Raw genomic sequence first — 14994 nt, 5'->3', positions numbered from 1 at the left:
GCGCAGCCGGGGGCGAGCCGCAAAGGGCGCCGGCCGCGCCCGTTCGGCTCGGTACTCTCTTGCCCGCCACGCTGTGGTTTTGCTCGACACCCCGATGGTGGGTTGCTAACCGGATTCATGCGCGGGGAGCGCTGATCCGGGGAAGACTGATGACGACCACGAAAGCCGCCGCGCGTGCTGTCCTGTGCCTTGTTGTGCCTCGCTTTTCACTCCCGCGGCTGTCTTTCCGCAGCCTCGCCCTTGTCACCGCGCTGCTGGCCGGGGCGACCCTGCCGGCCCATGCCGCCGAGGGCATGGGCATAGATGGGGCGCACCTGCCGCTCCTCTGGGGCCTGCCCTTTGTCGGCATGCTGCTGTCGATCGCCATCATCCCGCTGCTGGCCGGGAATTTCTGGCACCACCATTACGGCAAGGTGGCGCTGTTCTGGGCGCTGGCGTTTCTCGTGCCGTTCGTCGCGACCTATGGCGCCGGGCTCGCCACCTATGAAGTGGCCCATGCGGCGCTGCTGGAATACATCCCCTTCATCATCCTGCTGTTCGCGCTGTTCACCATTTCGGGGGGCATCCTGCTCACCGGCAATCTGCATGGCAGCCCGGGGGTGAACACGGCGCTGCTCGCCATCGGCACGGTGCTGGCGAGCCTGATCGGCACCACCGGCGCCTCCATGGTGCTGATCCGCCCGCTGCTGCGCGCCAATGACGAGCGACGCTTCAACGTCCACACCGTGGTGTTCTTCATCTTTCTGGTGTCGAACATTGGCGGCTCGCTCACCCCGCTGGGCGATCCGCCGCTGTTCCTTGGCTTCCTCAAGGGCGTGGACTTCTTCTGGACCACGCAGCACCTGTTCCACGACACGGCGGTGGTGGCGGTGCTGCTGCTCGGGGCTTTCTACCTGCTCGACCGCCATTTCTATGCGCGCGAGGAGAAGCTGCCGCGCAAGCCCGACCCGACCCCCGACACCGAGCGCCTCGGCCTGCGCGGCCTGTGCAACCTGCCGCTGCTGGGCGGCGTTATCGCCGCCATCTTGATGAGTGCGCTGTGGAAGCCGGGCATCGAGTTCACTCTTTTCGGCACCCATGTGCCGCTGCCCTCGATCGCCCGCGATCTCAGCCTGCTGGCGCTGGCCGGTATTTCGATCTGGATCACCCCGGCGTTCATCCGCGAGCGCAACGGCTTCGACTGGGAGCCGATCCGCGAAGTGGCCAAGCTGTTCGCGGCGATCTTCCTCACCATCATCCCTGTTATCGCCATCCTGCGGGCGGGCGCGGACGGGGCGCTGGCGCCGCTGGTGGCGCTGGTGACGGACGAGGCGGGCGGGCCGGTGAATGCCGGCTATTTCTGGATGACCGGCCTGCTCTCGGGATTTCTGGACAATGCGCCGACCTATCTCGTCTTCTTCAATCTCGCTGGCGGCGACGCGCAGGAACTGATGACGCGCCACGCGGTGACGCTGGAGGCGATCTCGGCCGGCGCCGTGTTCATGGGCGCGCTGACCTATATCGGCAACGCACCCAATTTCATGGTGCTGGCCATCGCCAAGAGCCGCGGCGTCGCCATGCCGAGCTTCTTCGGCTACATGGCGTGGTCGGGCCTGTTCCTGCTGCCCTGCTTCGCGCTGCTGACCTGGCTGTATTTCCTGTAGGCGGCAGGCAAGGGCGGCGGCGCTATTCCGCCGCCAGAACCATCCCCGTTTGCGCGCCCTGCGCCTCCTGGCTCAATGCCGCTTCGATGCGGGCGAGGCGGCCGGCGAACTGTCCCGCCAGCCGGCGCGCGGCCACGGTGTGGTCGACGCGGTTCGGCCATGCCTTGGCCGGATCGAGCAGGCGGGGATCGACGCCCTCCAGCGCCGCCGGCACGTCGAAACCGAAATGCGGATCGGTGCGCCATACGCCGGAGGCCAGTTCGCCCGCCTGCGCCGCATCGACGAGGCGGCGGCTGGCCTCCAGCGCCACCCGCTGCCCCACGCCGGCGGCTCCGCCGATCCAGCCGGTATTGACCAGCCAGCCCTGGGGCGCGTGCTGCGTGAGGAGATGGTGCAGCCGTGCCGCGTGACGCTCCGCCAGCACCGGGACGGTGTCCATGCCGGCGAGGCAAGAACCGAGCGCCTGTGCCGGGGTCAGCCGGGCGATGGCGGGAAGCGTGCCGCTTGCGTCCTGCACCAGCAGGAACAGGTGCGCGGGCGGGGCGAAGATGGCCTCCTGGGCGCTTTTGGTGGAAGGCTGGGCGAGAATGACCCGGGACACGTCCGTGTTTGCCGCCTCGGCCAGGTCGGGCGTGCGGCTGGCGGGATCGAGGGCGATATTCTCCAGCACGGCACCAAAGCCCGGTGCCGCGTGCTCCGGTTGGGCGAGATCGGCGGGCCGGGCATAGGCGGCGTTCTCCAGCGCGATCAGCCCGTCCTCACCCCAGCCGAGCGCGCCATCGGCAAGATGTGACGGGGCGCTGTCCCCGGTCTGCCCCTTCGCCAGCGCGGCGGCCAAGGCGCTTTTGCCGGCACCGGCGGCGCCGAGGAAAAGGACGACATTGCCGGTCGGCGCGGTGGCGGCGGCACCTTCCAGCCGCAGCACGCCTGCGTCCGTGAGCGGGCCATCGAGCAGTTGCGCCAGCGCCGCGCGGATCGCCTCGGTGCGCGCCGTGCCGGCAATCAGCGCCAGCCCATTGGCGAGGTCCAGCGCGAGGGTGCCCTCCGCCGCCACGCCATGCGTCTCTGGCGTGGGGCGGAAGCCCGGCGCGCACAGCACGGTGAACCTCGGCGCGGTCTCGCCGCCTTCCGCCACCGCGCAGGGGCGCAGGAGGTGGCGGATGAAGAGCGCGTGCCAGGCCTGATCGGAGAGAATGCGCAGCGAGAGGCGTCGGCCCGCCCCGGCCTCGACGCACAGATCCTGCCCGAACAAGGTGCGGCGGCCGACATAGGCGAGCAGGTCGGCCTTCAGCGCCTCGAAGTGCGGGCGCGTGAGAGCGCCGGCGCGGTTGGGCGCAGCGGCATCAGGGCTGGTTTGCGCTGAGGTTTCACCGCTTTCGCCCGGCTCGTCGTCGACGAGGGCGAGGCGGATCTCGTGGCCGCTCTGGGCGGTGGTGACGACCAGCGCGCCGCTGTCGGAAAGCCGCGCCTCGCCGCGCGCCACGGCGCGCTCGCACAGGGCCGCCGTGCCAAGATTCCAGAACACGCGGCCGGTGCCGGCGGGATCGAGGCCCTCAAGGCGGGAATGGTCGCTCTGCGTGCCGGTTTGCTTCACGGTCGGCTTCTCCTACGCATGACAGGAGGCGGGACCATGGGAGTCCAAAGGGGCGTTTTGCGCGAGTTTCCGAGACGATTATGTGGCCAAAGCGGGGATTGTCGCGCTTGGGTTAACGCTCAGACCGCCGCCGCGCGGGCGGTGTTGGCGCGCTCGACCAACGCTGCGCGCATCTCCTGCGCATTGGTGACGCGGTGGCCGAAATCGAGCCGGCGCACCTGCGTCCCAGCCATCAGGTCGCAGCCCTCGGGGTCGAGGCCGACCAGCTTCCAGTGGCCTGGGCCGGTGCCGATGAGGTGGAGCGCATAAAGCTGGATGGCGTCGGCATGGTCGGCATTCATGTGGGCCACGGCGCCTTCCTCGGCGGCCAGCACCCCTTCGGCGTCGTCGATGCGGGTGGAGAGCGCCGCGCCCTCCACATCCTTGATCCGCCCGAATCCGGCGACCAGATGGGCGCTCTCCACGTCCACCCGGTAGAAGGCGAAATCGCTGAAGCCGGCGAAACCCGCCGCATCCGGGTGCCGCGCCAGGAAGCGGCGGCGTGCCGTGGCCAGCAGGTCGGGAGCACGGATCACCTCGATGTGGCCCTTCAACCCGGCGCGGGCACCCTGCAATTCGTCGCCCTGCCGGTGCTCGTCGACCAGCAGCGAGACGCGGGCGTCGCGCTGGAGGTTGGCGGTGTGGCGGGCGAGCTGAGAGAGCAGCAGCAGCGGCGCGCCATCGGGCAGACTGGCGAGCTGCACCAGCGAGGCATAAGGGCCGCCATCGGCATCAAGGGTCGCCAGCGCGGCGGTCTGGCTTTCGCGGATGAGGCGCTTGACCGCCCGCGCCGGGTCGAACGTGTCGGATGTGGATGAGGTCTCTGACATGTGGAACGGCTCCGCCCTATATGCCCAAGAGGTGTGCGTCGCGGCGCCCGACGTCAAGCGCTTCGCCACAATTGGCGGGCGGGCGCGAAACGCGCTAATTTCCGTTGAATCAGTTTGCGTGTCACATTGTGGCCACGCCGGCGGGGTTCACCCCTTCGTGTACCGCCGCCGAACAGGAAAGTGCGCAGATGCCGACCATCGCTCTCGTCGACGACGATCGCAACATTCTCACCTCCGTTTCCATCGCCCTGGAGTCGGAGGGCTATCGCATCCAGACGTACACCGACGGTGCCACCGCCCTGGACGGCTTCAAGACCAACCCGCCCGACCTCGCCATCTTCGACATCAAGATGCCGCGCATGGACGGCATGGAGCTGCTGCGCCGGCTGCGCCAGAAGAGCGACATGCCGGTCATCTTCCTCACCTCCAAGGATGACGAGATCGACGAACTGTTCGGCCTCAAGATGGGCGCCGACGACTTCATCAAGAAGCCGTTCTCCCAGCGCCTGCTGGTGGAGCGGGTAAAGGCGGTGCTGCGTCGTTTCGCCCCCAAGGATGGCAGCCTGCCGCGCGAGACCGACAGCGCCAAGGTGCTGGAGCGCGGCCTGCTGCGCATGGACCCCGAGCGCCATACCTGCACCTGGAAGGGCGAGAACGTCACTCTCACGGTGACCGAGTTCCTCATTCTGCAGGCGCTGGCCACCCGCCCGGGCGTGGTGAAGAGCCGTAACGCGCTGATGGATGCGGCCTATGACGACCAAGTCTATGTCGACGACCGCACCATCGACAGCCACATCAAGCGGCTGCGCAAGAAGTTCAAGGTGACGGACGACAATTTCGAGATGATCGAGACGCTGTACGGCGTCGGCTACCGCTTCAAGGAGTAGCGGATCCTTGCTCGATCCGGAACTGACCCGTAACGGCGCCGGCCAGACGGTCGCCGAGGACGGGCACCCGACGGACAGGTCGTCCCGCTCGCCCGAGCGGGCGGGGCTTCTCGGCGCCTTGCGCCGGGCGCGCAACTTCGTCGCCTTCAAGAGCTTCTCAAGCCTCACCCGCCGGATCGTGCTGCTCAACCTCGCCGGCATGTGCGTGCTGGTGTCGGGCATCCTCTACCTCTCCGAATTCCGCGCCGGGCTGATCGATGCTCGGGTGCAGAGCCTGATCGTGCAGGGCGAGATCATCGCCGGCGCCATCGCCGCTTCGGCGCAGGTCGAGACCAACGCCATCACCATCGATCCCGAGCGGCTGCTGGAACTGAGGGCGGGCGAGAGCTATGGCCCCGGCGAGGATGGCTTCGCCCCGCTCGAATTCCCGATCAATCCCGAGCGCGTCGCCCCGGTGCTCAAGCGCCTGGTCGAGCCCACCGGCACCCGGGCCCGCATCTATGACCGCGATGGCGCGCTGCTGCTCGATTCGCGCTCGCTCTATGCGCGCGGCGAAATCCTGCGCTTCGACATGGCCGCGCCGACCACGCCCAAGCCGAACTGGATGGAGCGCGGCTGGAACAGCATGAAGTTCTGGTTCGAGCGCGGCGACCTGCCGCTGTACAAGGAGCTCGGCCCCAACAATGGCAAGGGCTACCCGGCGGTGATGGAGGCGCTGCAGGGGCAGAAGGCCAGCGCCGTGCAGGTCAATGAGCGCGGGCAGGTCATCGTCTCGGTCGCTGTGCCGGTGCAGCGTTTCCGCGCCATTCTCGGCGCGCTGCTGCTCTCCACCCAGGGCGGCGAGATCGACGAGGCCGTGGCGGCCGAGCGGCTGGTCATCGTGCGGGTATTCCTTGTGGCCATGGCTGTCATGGTGGTCCTGTCGCTGCTGCTCGCCAGCACCATTGCCGGCCCGGTGCGCAAGCTGGCGGATGCGGCAGAGCGAGTGCGCCGGCGGACCCGCTCGCGGGTCGAAATCCCGGATTTCACCAGCCGCTCCGATGAAATCGGCCATCTCTCGGGAGCGCTGCGCGACATGACCGACGCGCTCTATTCGCGCATCGAGGCGATTGAGAGCTTTGCCGCTGACGTCTCGCACGAATTGAAGAACCCGCTCACCTCTCTGCGCTCCGCCGTGGAGACGCTGCCGCTGGCGAAATCCGACGTCTCGCGCGGCCGTCTGCTGGAGGTGATCCAGCACGATGTGAAGCGGCTCGATCGCCTGATTACCGATATTTCCGACGCCTCGCGGCTCGATGCCGAGCTGCAGCGCCAGGAATCCGAGCCGGTGGACCTCGTCCGGCTGCTCAATACCGTCACCGGCGTGCATAATGACGTGCTGCGCGGCGATGGGGTGCGGGTGAGCCTCTCCTTCGAGCCGGCGCCGGGGGCGGGCTCCACCTATGTCATCCCCGGCCATGATTCGCGGCTCGGCCAGGTGATCAACAACCTCATCGACAATGCCCGCTCTTTCTCGGCCAAGGGCGGCGAGGTGCGCGTCACCTGCCGGCGCCACCGCGACACGGTGGATATCATCGTCGACGATGACGGGCCGGGCATTCCGCCGCACGCGGTGAGCCGCATCTTCGAGCGCTTCTACACCGACCGGCCGGAGGAGCAGGGCTTCGGCCAGAATTCCGGGCTTGGCCTGTCGATTTCGCGCCAGATCGTCGAGGCTCACGGTGGGCGCATCTGGGCCGAGAACCGCCCGGCTGAGGCCCGCCCGCCGGAAACCCAACCGTCGGCGCCGTCGGCGAAGAAGCCGAGGGCCTCGCGCGCCAAGGCCAAGAGCGCCGCTGCTGTCGCGTCCGCCGACGAGATGGCGGCCGCTGCCGTAACGGCAGCCGCCGTGGCGAGCCTGGATAGCGAGCCGTCAATCCCGGTGGCGAAGCCCGGCGGCGCCCGCTTCATCGTCCGCCTGCCGGCGAGCTGAGGCGCGGAACCATGGCGCAGGCGAAGGACAGCGCGGCCCCCCTTTCCCCCTCGGTGCATGCCTCCTGCGTCCGCATCGGCGACCGGGGGGTGCTGATCCGCGGCGCCTCGGGGGCCGGCAAGTCGCATCTGGCCTTCTCGCTCATCCTGGCCGGGCGCGGCGGGCTGGCGCCGCCGGCCGAACTGGTGGCCGATGACCGGGTGCTTCTGTCGCGGCGCGGCGCCCGGCTGTTCGCTGCCGCGCCGCACAATCTCGCCGGGCTTATCGAGGTGCGCGGCGTCGGGTTGCGCCGCCTGCCCTTCGTGGCGGAGGCCGCGATCGATCTCGTGGTCGATCTCGGCGCCGCCGACGCCGCCCGCCTGCCGGAGCCATCGGCGCGCCGAACGGTGATCGAGGGGCTGGAAATCGAGCGCCTGCCTGTATTTGCCGGCGGCGATGGGGTGCAGCAGGTGCTGGCTCTGCTGCTCACAGTGCCGGAGCCCGACTAGGGCCGGACGGCGTTGCAGGGAGCCGTGCGCGACCTCGCGCGGATTTTCCCCAGCGGTACTTGCCATTCATGTGCAGCGCAACGATGATGTGCGCCCCGCAAAGGGGGCGGCGGGCGATCCCTGGTCAATGCCTCCGGCAATAGCATTGCAGTCGCGCCGGACCGGCGTGCGGCGGAGCAAGATGATAGGTCTCGTACTCGTAACGCACGGACGCCTTGCCAGCGAATTCCGCGCCGCGCTCGAACATGTCATGGGACCGCAATCCCACATCGAGACGATCACCATTGGCCCGGACGACGACATCGAACGGCGCCGGCAGGACATTGTCGATGCGGTCGCGGCGGTGAACAGCGGCGGCGGCGTGGTGATCCTTACCGACATGTTCGGTGGCACCCCCTCCAATCTCGCCATCTCGGTGATGACCTCGCCGGATATCGAGGTGGTCGCGGGCATCAACCTGCCGATGCTGGTCAAGCTCGCCACCGTGCGCGGCGAGGTGCCGATGGGCGAGGCGGTGGCGCAGGCCCAGGAGGCCGGGCGCAAATATATCAACATCGCCAGCCGGGTTCTGGCCGGAAAATGAGCGCCACCGCGGACGCCTTCCGGCGGGAGCTGGCCATCGTCAACAAGCGCGGCCTGCATGCCCGGGCTTCGGCCAAATTCGTGCAGACGGTGGAACGCTTCGACGCCGATGTGCGCGTCACCCGCGCCGGCGAGACGGTCGGCGGCAGTTCCATCATGGGGCTGATGATGCTCGCCGCTGCCCCAGGCACCACCATTCTAGTGGAGGCCAGCGGCGCTGAAGCGCAGGCTGCGATCGACGCGCTGGAGGCGCTGGTGTCGAACCGCTTCGGCGAAGGCGAGTGAGCCCGCCGCGCGAGTTCGGCAATTCCCCCGCACGTGCAAGCTGATCGTCGGGCTCGCTTGGAGGCGCGCCGATAACGCCGTCGCTGAACGTGCCGGTGGCGGCGACGCCGCGCGTGGTTCAGGCAGGCTCGCGAAAGGCTCCGGGGGTATCGTTCGGGGCCTCCTGCGCCTTACTCACGCAAGCCGGCCGCCGCGCTGAAGGCGACGCTTCGGACCGTCACATAAAGATATCTTTATATCGTTATTGTATTTTCAGGCCGAGGCTGCTATCACCCGGCCAAACGATCAGCACAGGAACACCCTCATGGCCGCCGCCACCGACTACATCGTCAAGGACATCAATCTCGCCCCGTTCGGCCGCAAGGAGCTCTCGATCGCCGAGACCGAAATGCCGGGCCTGATGGCCACCCGCGAGGAATACGGCCCGTCGCAGCCGCTCAAGGGCGCGCGCATCGCCGGCTCGCTGCACATGACCATCCAGACCGGCGTGCTGATCGAGACGCTGGTGGCGCTCGGCGCCGATGTGCGCTGGGTCTCGTGCAACATCTACTCGACGCAGGACCACGCCGCCGCTGCCATCGCCGCCGCCGGCGTGCCGGTGTTCGCCATCAAGGGCGAGAAGCTGACCGAATATTGGGACTACACCGCCAAGCTGTTCGACTGGCATGGTGGCGGCTATCCCAACATGATCCTCGATGATGGTGGCGACGCCACCATGTATGTCCATCTCGGCCTGCGCGCCGAGAATGGCGACACTGCCTTCCTCGACGCTCCCGGTTCGGAAGAAGAGGAAGTGTTCTTCGCCCTGCTGAAGAAGCAGCTCAAGGAGAAGCCCAAGGGCTACTTCAAGGCGATCGCCGACAGCATCAAGGGCGTCTCGGAAGAGACCACCACGGGTGTGCATCGCCTGTACGACATGCAGAAGGCCGGCACGCTGCTGTGGCCCGCCATCAACGTCAACGACAGTGTCACCAAGTCGAAGTTCGACAATCTCTATGGCTGCCGTGAATCGCTGGTCGACGGCATCCGCCGCGGCACCGACGTCATGATGTCGGGCAAGGTCGCCATGGTCGCCGGCTTCGGCGATGTCGGCAAGGGTTCGGCCGCCTCGCTGCGCCAGGCCGGTTGCCGCGTGATGGTCTCCGAAGTCGACCCGATCTGCGCGCTGCAGGCGGCGATGGAAGGCTACCAGGTCGTGACCATGGAAGAGGCGGCGCCGATTGCCGACATCTTCGTCACCGCCACCGGCAACAAGGACATCATCACCATCGAGCACATGCGCGCGATGAAGGACCGGGCGATCGTCTGCAACATCGGCCACTTCGACAACGAGATCCAGATCGCGTCGCTGAAGAACCTGAAGTGGGACAACATCAAGCCGCAGGTCGACGAGATCACCTTCCCCGATGGCAAGCGGATGATCCTGCTGTCGGAAGGCCGTCTGGTGAATCTGGGCAACGCCATGGGTCACCCGTCCTTCGTGATGTCGGCCTCGTTCACCAACCAGACGCTGGCGCAGATCGAGCTCTATGCCAACAACAAGGACGGCAAGTACAAGAAGGAAGTGTACGTGCTGCCGAAGTCGCTGGACGAGAAGGTTGCCATGCTGCACCTCGCCAAGATCGGCGTGAAGCTGACCAAGCTGCGCCCCGAGCAGGCGGATTACATCGGCGTGACGGTGGAAGGCCCCTTCAAGTCGGACCAATACAGGTATTGAGCCGAGGGGCCGCATGTCCCGCTGGCCCGGCGCTACGTGCCGGGCCAGTATGCTTTGCTCAGGCGAGCGGCGACAGGCGGCGATAGGGCGTACCCAGCTTCGCCGCTACCAGCTCCCATACCTGTCGGAGCCGGTGGACGTGCAGGTCGTCCAGCATCATCTCGAACAGGTGCTTGCGGTCGTCGTCGACCAGCGCAACCGACGGCTTGGCGGCCGCGGACGGCTCGGGCACTTCGCTGGCCGGCTGCGGCGCCGGCTTTTTAGCCGCTGCCGCTATGACGTCTTCGCGGGCGCATTGCTCGAGGATATCGGCGATCATTGCCCGCAGATTGGCGGTCGCCCCCTCGCACACCGTGGCGCGCTCCAGGTCGAAGATGGTGCGGATATTGTGTCGGCGCAGCGCCAGGAAGGCGGTGGGACCGACAATGGTGCACAGTTGCGCCTGAGCGATCCAGTCGATGCATTCATAGAGGCCGAAGGGTGTCTCGACATAGAGCATGATCGGATTGGCGGTCGCCAGGTTCTGCACGTCCATGATCATCATCTCGTCGAGCCGGAACCGTGTCCACGCATCGATGCCATCGATTACTTCCAGCGGCGTGCCGCGCGCGCGATCGAGCAGCTCGGTGCGCTCACCCTTCAGCGGTAGCCAGGTCGCGCGGCTGATCGCGTAGCGCAGGCCGAGATCGGGAAAGAAGCCGAACAGGAAGGCGGCGAGGAACCACAGCGTGCCGGAGGGAATCCAGTCTGGCCCTGCTGGCGTCGCCCGCCACAGCACGACGACGGTGACGGCGGCCATCAGCATATGGGTGGTCGCCCGTAGGAAGCTCAGCGGCCCAAGCTCGAAATTCGTCACTGCGCGCATGAGATAGCCGAGTGAGAACAAGATGCCGCCGGCGAAGACGAAGCCGAGTAGCGCCGTAACCTCCTCCACCTTGCCGCCATTGGTGCCGAGCAACGCGCTGGCCGCGATCCAGTTTCCCAAGCTCGACCCATCCTTGCCGGCCAACGCGAAGATGATCTCCAGCCCGAGCATCGCCACCAGGCAGAAAGGAATGGAACTCACGAACAGGCGTGGCCAGGCGCGGTCCTTGGGGTCTGGGGCGTATTTCGCCTCGACGAATTCGAAGGACGGGGTGGCGTCGCCGTTGAAGCCGAAGCCCTTCTTGATCTCGTCGGCAACGCCGGCCCGCTTCTGCCGCACGCTGCTGCGTATGAAGATCAGGATTGCGGGAATGCCGAAGGCGATGACCAGCGGAAGCAGTGACGCATAGCCCCAACCCATGGCGTGTCCTTTCCTGACAGCGGTTTCAAGACACCACACAAGCAAAGGTTGTTCAATTGTAAATTACAGCTCTTTTTGTACAAGGATGAGGTCGAGCCGCCGGCCGAACTTGGTGCCGATCCCGGGCATGCGGCCGGTCTCCCGGAATCCGAGGCGGGCGTGCAGGGCGAGCGACGCCTCGTTGCCGCCGGTGATGCCGCCGATCATGACCTGCTTGCCGAGCGCGCGCGCCGGGGCGAACAGCGCTTCCACCAGTGCCCGCCCCAGCCCCCGCCCGCGTGCGTCCTTTGACACATAGACCGAATGCTCGACGCTGATACGGAAGCCCTCAAAGGGGCGGAAATCGCCGAAGCTTGCATAGCCCAGCACCTCGCCCTGTGCGGCGGCGACGATGACCGGGTAGCCGCGCCCCTGCCGGTCGCGCAACCAGGCGAGGCGGTTGGCGAGATCGGCCGGGGTGTCGTTCCAGATTGCGGTTGAGTTCAGCACGGCATGGTTATAGATGGCGAGAATGCCGGAAATGTCGGCTTCCACCGCGTCGCGCAGCATCAGGATCTCCCGTTACGGCTGGACCCGTCCAAGCCCCTCCGACGGGAAGGCTCCGGGTTCGTGTCGTTGAAATTGCACGCGGGACGCTGGAATGCTGCGTGCCGCCTCCCCATATCGCATTTTCGCGGGGAGACCGCGTCAGGAGGAAAGACCTAAGGAATGAGTTCGACCGACCCGTTCGATCGCATGCGTTTCACCGTCCGAAAAGTGAGCTGGTGGCAGGTGGCGCTCGTCGTCGCCGTCGCTCTGGCGCTCGGCACAGCGCTGGCACTGGTGGCGGCCAGCGTGTTCCTTGTGGTTTTTCCCATCATCGTGATTGCCGGACTGGCCTACCGCCTGTTCGGCGGGCGCCGGCGTGCCGGCCGCAGCGGCGGTCCCGAGATCATCGAGGCCGAATACCGCGTGCTATCGCCGGAGGAGGCGGCGCGCGCCGACCGGGACCGCTGGGATTCAGGGAACACACCGCGCTGAGGCGACCATCGCCGGTTTCCCGTCAGCGCTGCTGCTGCAGCCTCACGCCGGTGCCAGTTCGATGCCCAGCAGCCGGGTAGTGACGGAGAAATAGATCAGCAGCCCGGTCAGGTCGACGATGGTGGTCAAGGCCGGACCGGAAACCACGGCGGGGTCCTGGCGCAGCGCAACCGAGACAACGGGCAGTACCGCACCGATCAGGGTGGCGCTCACCACCTGGACGGTGATGGCGACGCCGATGGCGATGCCAATGTCGTTGAGGCCCAACCCCATGGGGATTTCGGCGCCGTTGGAGAGGAAATATACCTTCAGATAGGTGAAGACGAACAAGGTCGCCGCCACGAGCAGCGCTACCCGTAGCTCCCGCCACAGAACCCGCCCCGCATCGAGCGTTGTGATGCTGCCGAAGGAGATGGCGCGGGTAATCAGGCTCGCTGACTGGGTGCCCACATTGCCTCCAGTGTCCGCGATCATGGGCATGTAGAGCGCGAGGATCACCAGCACGTCGAGTGCGCTCTCATAGGCATGGACCACGAGGCCGGCCGCAAGCCCCGCAACCGCAAGGCCGAAGATCCAAGGTATACGGCGCCTGTAGTCCTGCCAAATGGTGAGATTCATGTAGTTGTCGTGGTCGTGGGCCACCCCCACGATGCCCGCCATCTTGGCTGCGTCTTCGTCGGCCATGTCGAACATAAACTGATAAGCCGCCTGATCTGGGAGAAGGCCGCGAATCCGGCCGGCCTTGTCCAGGACGGGCAGGCAATGCACGCGGGTGCGCAGAACCTTGCGAGCGGCATCTTCCGCAGTGGTATCCTCGGTCAACGGCGTCACGTCGTCGATCATCATCTCGCGTGCCGGCCGCGTCGCGGCTTCGGCAAGGCAGTCGCGCAGGTTGACGAGACCGAGAAAGCGGCCGTCCGACTGTTTCAGGCAGGCGAAATTCACGTCGTCCTTATGGGCGGCATCCGAAAACCTCGCCACCACGTCCCCACAGGTCGCGGAGGAATCGAAACTGAGAAAGTCCTGCCGGGCGATCGAAAGGACGGCGACGGTGTCGGAAGGAGCAAGCATGAGGTCCTCGCAAGGTGGCGCCACCAGAGGCGTCAGAGCCGCAGAGTACCTTCCCCCGTTTTTCGTCCATGTGACGCGTGTGGCCCTTTGCCGAGCCAGGTGTCGTGAAGCAGGTCGCAGCTTCCTTCCAGGCTCGCGCACCGCGAGAGCCATTCACTTCTCCACAAACGCCTTTTCGATCACGAAGTCGCCCGGCTCCGTGGTCGAGCCTTCCTCGAAACCCTTCTCCTTAAGAATGACGCGCATGTCGTCGAGCAGCTGCGGGCTGCCGCACAGCATGACGCGGTCGTCCTCCTTGTCGAGCGGAGGCAGGCCGAGATCGGTGAACAGCTTGCCCGAGGTGATGAGGTCGGTGATGCGGCCCTGGTTGCGATAGGGTTCGCGCGTCACCGTGGGGTAATAGACCAGCTTCTCGCGCACCAGCTCGCCGAAGAACTCATTGTCCGGCAGCTCGTTCTCGATGAAGTCCTGATAGGCGAGCTCGCCCACCGTGCGCACGCCGTGCACGAGGATGACCTTCTCGTACGCCTCGTAGGTCTCCGGGTCCTTGATCAGGCTCATGAAGGGCGCCAGCCCGGTGCCAGTAGACAGCAGATAGAGCCGGCGGCCGGGAACGAGATAATCCACCAGCAGCGTGCCGGTGGGCTTGCGCCCGACAATCACCTCGTCGCCGACCTTGAGATGCTGGAGGCGCGAGGTCAGCGGGCCGTTGGCCACCTTGATCGAGAAGAACTCCAGCGTCTCCTCGTAATTGGCGCTGGCGATGGAATAGGCGCGCAGCAGCGGCTTGCCGTCCACCTGAAGGCCGATCATCACGAACTGGCCGTTCTTGAACCGCAGCGCCGGGTCGCGCGTGGTGGTGAAGGTGAACAGGTTGTCGGTCCAGTGATGCACCGACAGGACACGCTCGGTGTGGAGATTGCTCATTTACAATCCATACAAGTGAAAACTTCCAAACAAACCGGAAGCGGATGTAGTTCTCGGCGCCCCGTTTACTGCGCATTCGGGCCGGTGTCGACCCTTTGTCGTGCCTTTGCCGACCAATCTGGCCCGGCTTGCGCGTTGCCCCTCGGCTGGGGAAACATGCGCCGCCGGCACGGCCCGGCCATGAGCAGGATCAAGGAGGCCCCCATGTTCAGCCACATCATCCTCGGCGCCCGCGATCTCGACCGGCTGACCGCCTTCTACGACGCGGTGCTGGCGCCGCTTGGGCTGGAGCGGGTCGATGAGCCTTCCGATGGCGGGCCGCCCGGCTCGATGTGGCTGATGCCGGGGCGGCGCTGGCCGCAGTTCTTCGTGCAGCTGCCGTTCAACGGCCTGCCGGCCAGCTGGGGCAATGGCACGCAGGTGAGCTTCGCCGCGCCCTCGCCGGCGGCGGTGGACGCAGCCTGGCGGGCGCTGGTCGAGAATGGCGGCTTCGATGAAGGCGCGCCGGGCCTGCGGCCGGACTATGCCCCCGATTATTACGGCGCCTATGGCCGCGACCCCGAGGGCAACAAGCTATGCTTCGTGCATCTGGCCGAGCTGGAAGACCTGACCGTGCGGGGTGGCGCCTGACAGGCGCCTGCCGGCGATCAGGCG

15 protein-coding genes are annotated in these 14994 nt (G+C 66.6%); 9 read left to right on the top strand and 6 right to left on the bottom strand.

The window, feature by feature from the left end; genetic code table 11:
* Nucleotides 1-149 precede the first annotated feature (149 nt).
* Nucleotides 150-1643 (top strand): sodium:proton antiporter, encoded by a 1494-nt coding sequence (locus tag BLO63_RS08225; RefSeq protein ID WP_091438696.1) that lies wholly within the window; start codon nt 150-152, stop codon nt 1641-1643.
* Between the two features lie 22 nt (nt 1644-1665).
* On the opposite strand, the gene BLO63_RS08220 is transcribed toward BLO63_RS08225, so the two are convergent.
* A complete protein-coding gene (locus BLO63_RS08220; protein ID WP_091438694.1) occupies nt 1666-3237 on the bottom strand; it encodes a phosphoenolpyruvate carboxykinase (ATP) in 1572 nt (523 codons plus the stop codon).
* Between the two features lie 119 nt (nt 3238-3356).
* The gene (locus tag BLO63_RS08215) at nt 3357-4106 is read right to left on the bottom strand and encodes a HugZ family pyridoxamine 5'-phosphate oxidase (protein ID WP_091438693.1); all 750 of its coding nucleotides are present in this window, start codon (nt 4104-4106) and stop codon (nt 3357-3359) included.
* Between the two features lie 188 nt (nt 4107-4294).
* Here BLO63_RS08215 and BLO63_RS08210 point away from each other — a divergent pair, with 188 nt between their 5' ends.
* The 6 genes from BLO63_RS08210 (at nt 4295) to ahcY (ending at nt 10037) form a co-directional block, all read left to right on the top strand.
* Nucleotides 4295-4993 (top strand): response regulator transcription factor, encoded by a 699-nt coding sequence (locus BLO63_RS08210; RefSeq protein ID WP_018388964.1) that lies wholly within the window; start codon nt 4295-4297, stop codon nt 4991-4993.
* A gap of 7 nt (nt 4994-5000) precedes the next feature.
* Nucleotides 5001-6965 (top strand): sensor histidine kinase, encoded by a 1965-nt coding sequence (locus tag BLO63_RS08205; protein WP_091438690.1) that lies wholly within the window; start codon nt 5001-5003, stop codon nt 6963-6965.
* An 11-nt stretch (nt 6966-6976) separates the two neighbouring features.
* Nucleotides 6977-7453: an HPr kinase/phosphorylase gene (locus tag BLO63_RS08200; protein ID WP_091438688.1), complete on the top strand. Its 477-nt coding sequence runs from the start codon at nt 6977-6979 to the stop codon at nt 7451-7453.
* Nucleotides 7454-7634: 181 nt separating this feature from the next.
* Complete coding sequence (locus tag BLO63_RS08195) at nt 7635-8036, top strand: PTS sugar transporter subunit IIA (protein ID WP_091438686.1); 402 nt, start codon at nt 7635-7637, stop codon at nt 8034-8036.
* Complete coding sequence (locus BLO63_RS08190) at nt 8033-8320, top strand: HPr family phosphocarrier protein (protein WP_091438683.1); 288 nt, start codon at nt 8033-8035, stop codon at nt 8318-8320. The genes BLO63_RS08195 and BLO63_RS08190 overlap by 4 nt, the downstream gene beginning before the upstream one ends.
* Nucleotides 8321-8624: 304 nt before the next feature.
* Nucleotides 8625-10037, top strand: coding sequence for an adenosylhomocysteinase (gene ahcY / locus BLO63_RS08185; RefSeq protein ID WP_091438681.1), 1413 nt, complete (start codon nt 8625-8627; stop codon nt 10035-10037).
* Nucleotides 10038-10095: 58 nt separating this feature from the next.
* On the opposite strand, the gene BLO63_RS08180 is transcribed toward ahcY, so the two are convergent.
* Both BLO63_RS08180 and BLO63_RS08175 read right to left on the bottom strand, forming a co-directional pair.
* On the bottom strand, nt 10096-11322 hold the full coding sequence (locus BLO63_RS08180; RefSeq protein ID WP_244517728.1) for a hypothetical protein: 1227 nt from the start codon (nt 11320-11322) through the stop codon (nt 10096-10098).
* 63 nt (nt 11323-11385) lie between these two features.
* Entirely contained in the window at nt 11386-11871 is a 486-nt protein-coding gene (locus BLO63_RS08175) for a GNAT family N-acetyltransferase (protein WP_091438679.1), read from the bottom strand.
* Between the two features lie 159 nt (nt 11872-12030).
* Here BLO63_RS08175 and BLO63_RS08170 point away from each other — a divergent pair, with 159 nt between their 5' ends.
* Nucleotides 12031-12342, top strand: a complete 312-nt coding sequence (locus BLO63_RS08170; protein ID WP_091438676.1) for a hypothetical protein — start codon at nt 12031-12033, stop codon at nt 12340-12342.
* 42 nt (nt 12343-12384) lie between these two features.
* Here BLO63_RS08170 and BLO63_RS08165 read toward each other — a convergent pair whose 3' ends face one another.
* Both BLO63_RS08165 and BLO63_RS08160 read right to left on the bottom strand, forming a co-directional pair.
* Complete coding sequence (locus BLO63_RS08165; protein WP_162841784.1) at nt 12385-13413, bottom strand: magnesium transporter; 1029 nt, start codon at nt 13411-13413, stop codon at nt 12385-12387.
* 153 nt (nt 13414-13566) lie between these two features.
* Nucleotides 13567-14340 (bottom strand): ferredoxin--NADP reductase, encoded by a 774-nt coding sequence (locus tag BLO63_RS08160; protein ID WP_091438671.1) that lies wholly within the window; start codon nt 14338-14340, stop codon nt 13567-13569.
* 204 nt (nt 14341-14544) lie between these two features.
* Here BLO63_RS08160 and BLO63_RS08155 point away from each other — a divergent pair, with 204 nt between their 5' ends.
* Nucleotides 14545-14970, top strand: a complete 426-nt coding sequence (locus BLO63_RS08155) for a VOC family protein (RefSeq protein ID WP_205409281.1) — start codon at nt 14545-14547, stop codon at nt 14968-14970.
* Nucleotides 14971-14994: the final 24 nt, after the last annotated feature.

Source organism: Ancylobacter rudongensis, from assembly GCF_900100155.1.
GTDB lineage: Bacteria > Pseudomonadota > Alphaproteobacteria > Rhizobiales > Xanthobacteraceae > Ancylobacter > Ancylobacter rudongensis.
This window is presented reverse-complemented; position numbering and strand designations above follow the sequence as displayed.

Bases quoted from the DNA above. Each gene is read 5' to 3' on its own strand.
- BLO63_RS08225 (WP_091438696.1), top strand. From the start codon at position 150: ATGACGACCACGAAAGCCGCCGCGCGTGCTGTCCTGTGCCTTGTTGTG.
- BLO63_RS08215 (WP_091438693.1), bottom strand. From the start codon at position 4,106: ATGTCAGAGACCTCATCCACATCCGACACGTTCGACCCGGCGCGGGCG.
- BLO63_RS08210 (WP_018388964.1), top strand. From the start codon at position 4,295: ATGCCGACCATCGCTCTCGTCGACGACGATCGCAACATTCTCACCTCC.
- BLO63_RS08200 (WP_091438688.1), top strand. From the start codon at position 6,977: ATGGCGCAGGCGAAGGACAGCGCGGCCCCCCTTTCCCCCTCGGTGCAT.
- BLO63_RS08195 (WP_091438686.1), top strand. From the start codon at position 7,635: ATGATAGGTCTCGTACTCGTAACGCACGGACGCCTTGCCAGCGAATTC.
- BLO63_RS08190 (WP_091438683.1), top strand. From the start codon at position 8,033: ATGAGCGCCACCGCGGACGCCTTCCGGCGGGAGCTGGCCATCGTCAAC.
- ahcY (WP_091438681.1), top strand. From the start codon at position 8,625: ATGGCCGCCGCCACCGACTACATCGTCAAGGACATCAATCTCGCCCCG.
- BLO63_RS08180 (WP_244517728.1), bottom strand. From the start codon at position 11,322: ATGGGTTGGGGCTATGCGTCACTGCTTCCGCTGGTCATCGCCTTCGGC.
- BLO63_RS08175 (WP_091438679.1), bottom strand. From the start codon at position 11,871: ATGCTGCGCGACGCGGTGGAAGCCGACATTTCCGGCATTCTCGCCATC.
- BLO63_RS08170 (WP_091438676.1), top strand. From the start codon at position 12,031: ATGAGTTCGACCGACCCGTTCGATCGCATGCGTTTCACCGTCCGAAAA.
- BLO63_RS08165 (WP_162841784.1), bottom strand. From the start codon at position 13,413: ATGCTTGCTCCTTCCGACACCGTCGCCGTCCTTTCGATCGCCCGGCAG.
- BLO63_RS08160 (WP_091438671.1), bottom strand. From the start codon at position 14,340: ATGAGCAATCTCCACACCGAGCGTGTCCTGTCGGTGCATCACTGGACC.
- BLO63_RS08155 (WP_205409281.1), top strand. From the start codon at position 14,545: ATGTTCAGCCACATCATCCTCGGCGCCCGCGATCTCGACCGGCTGACC.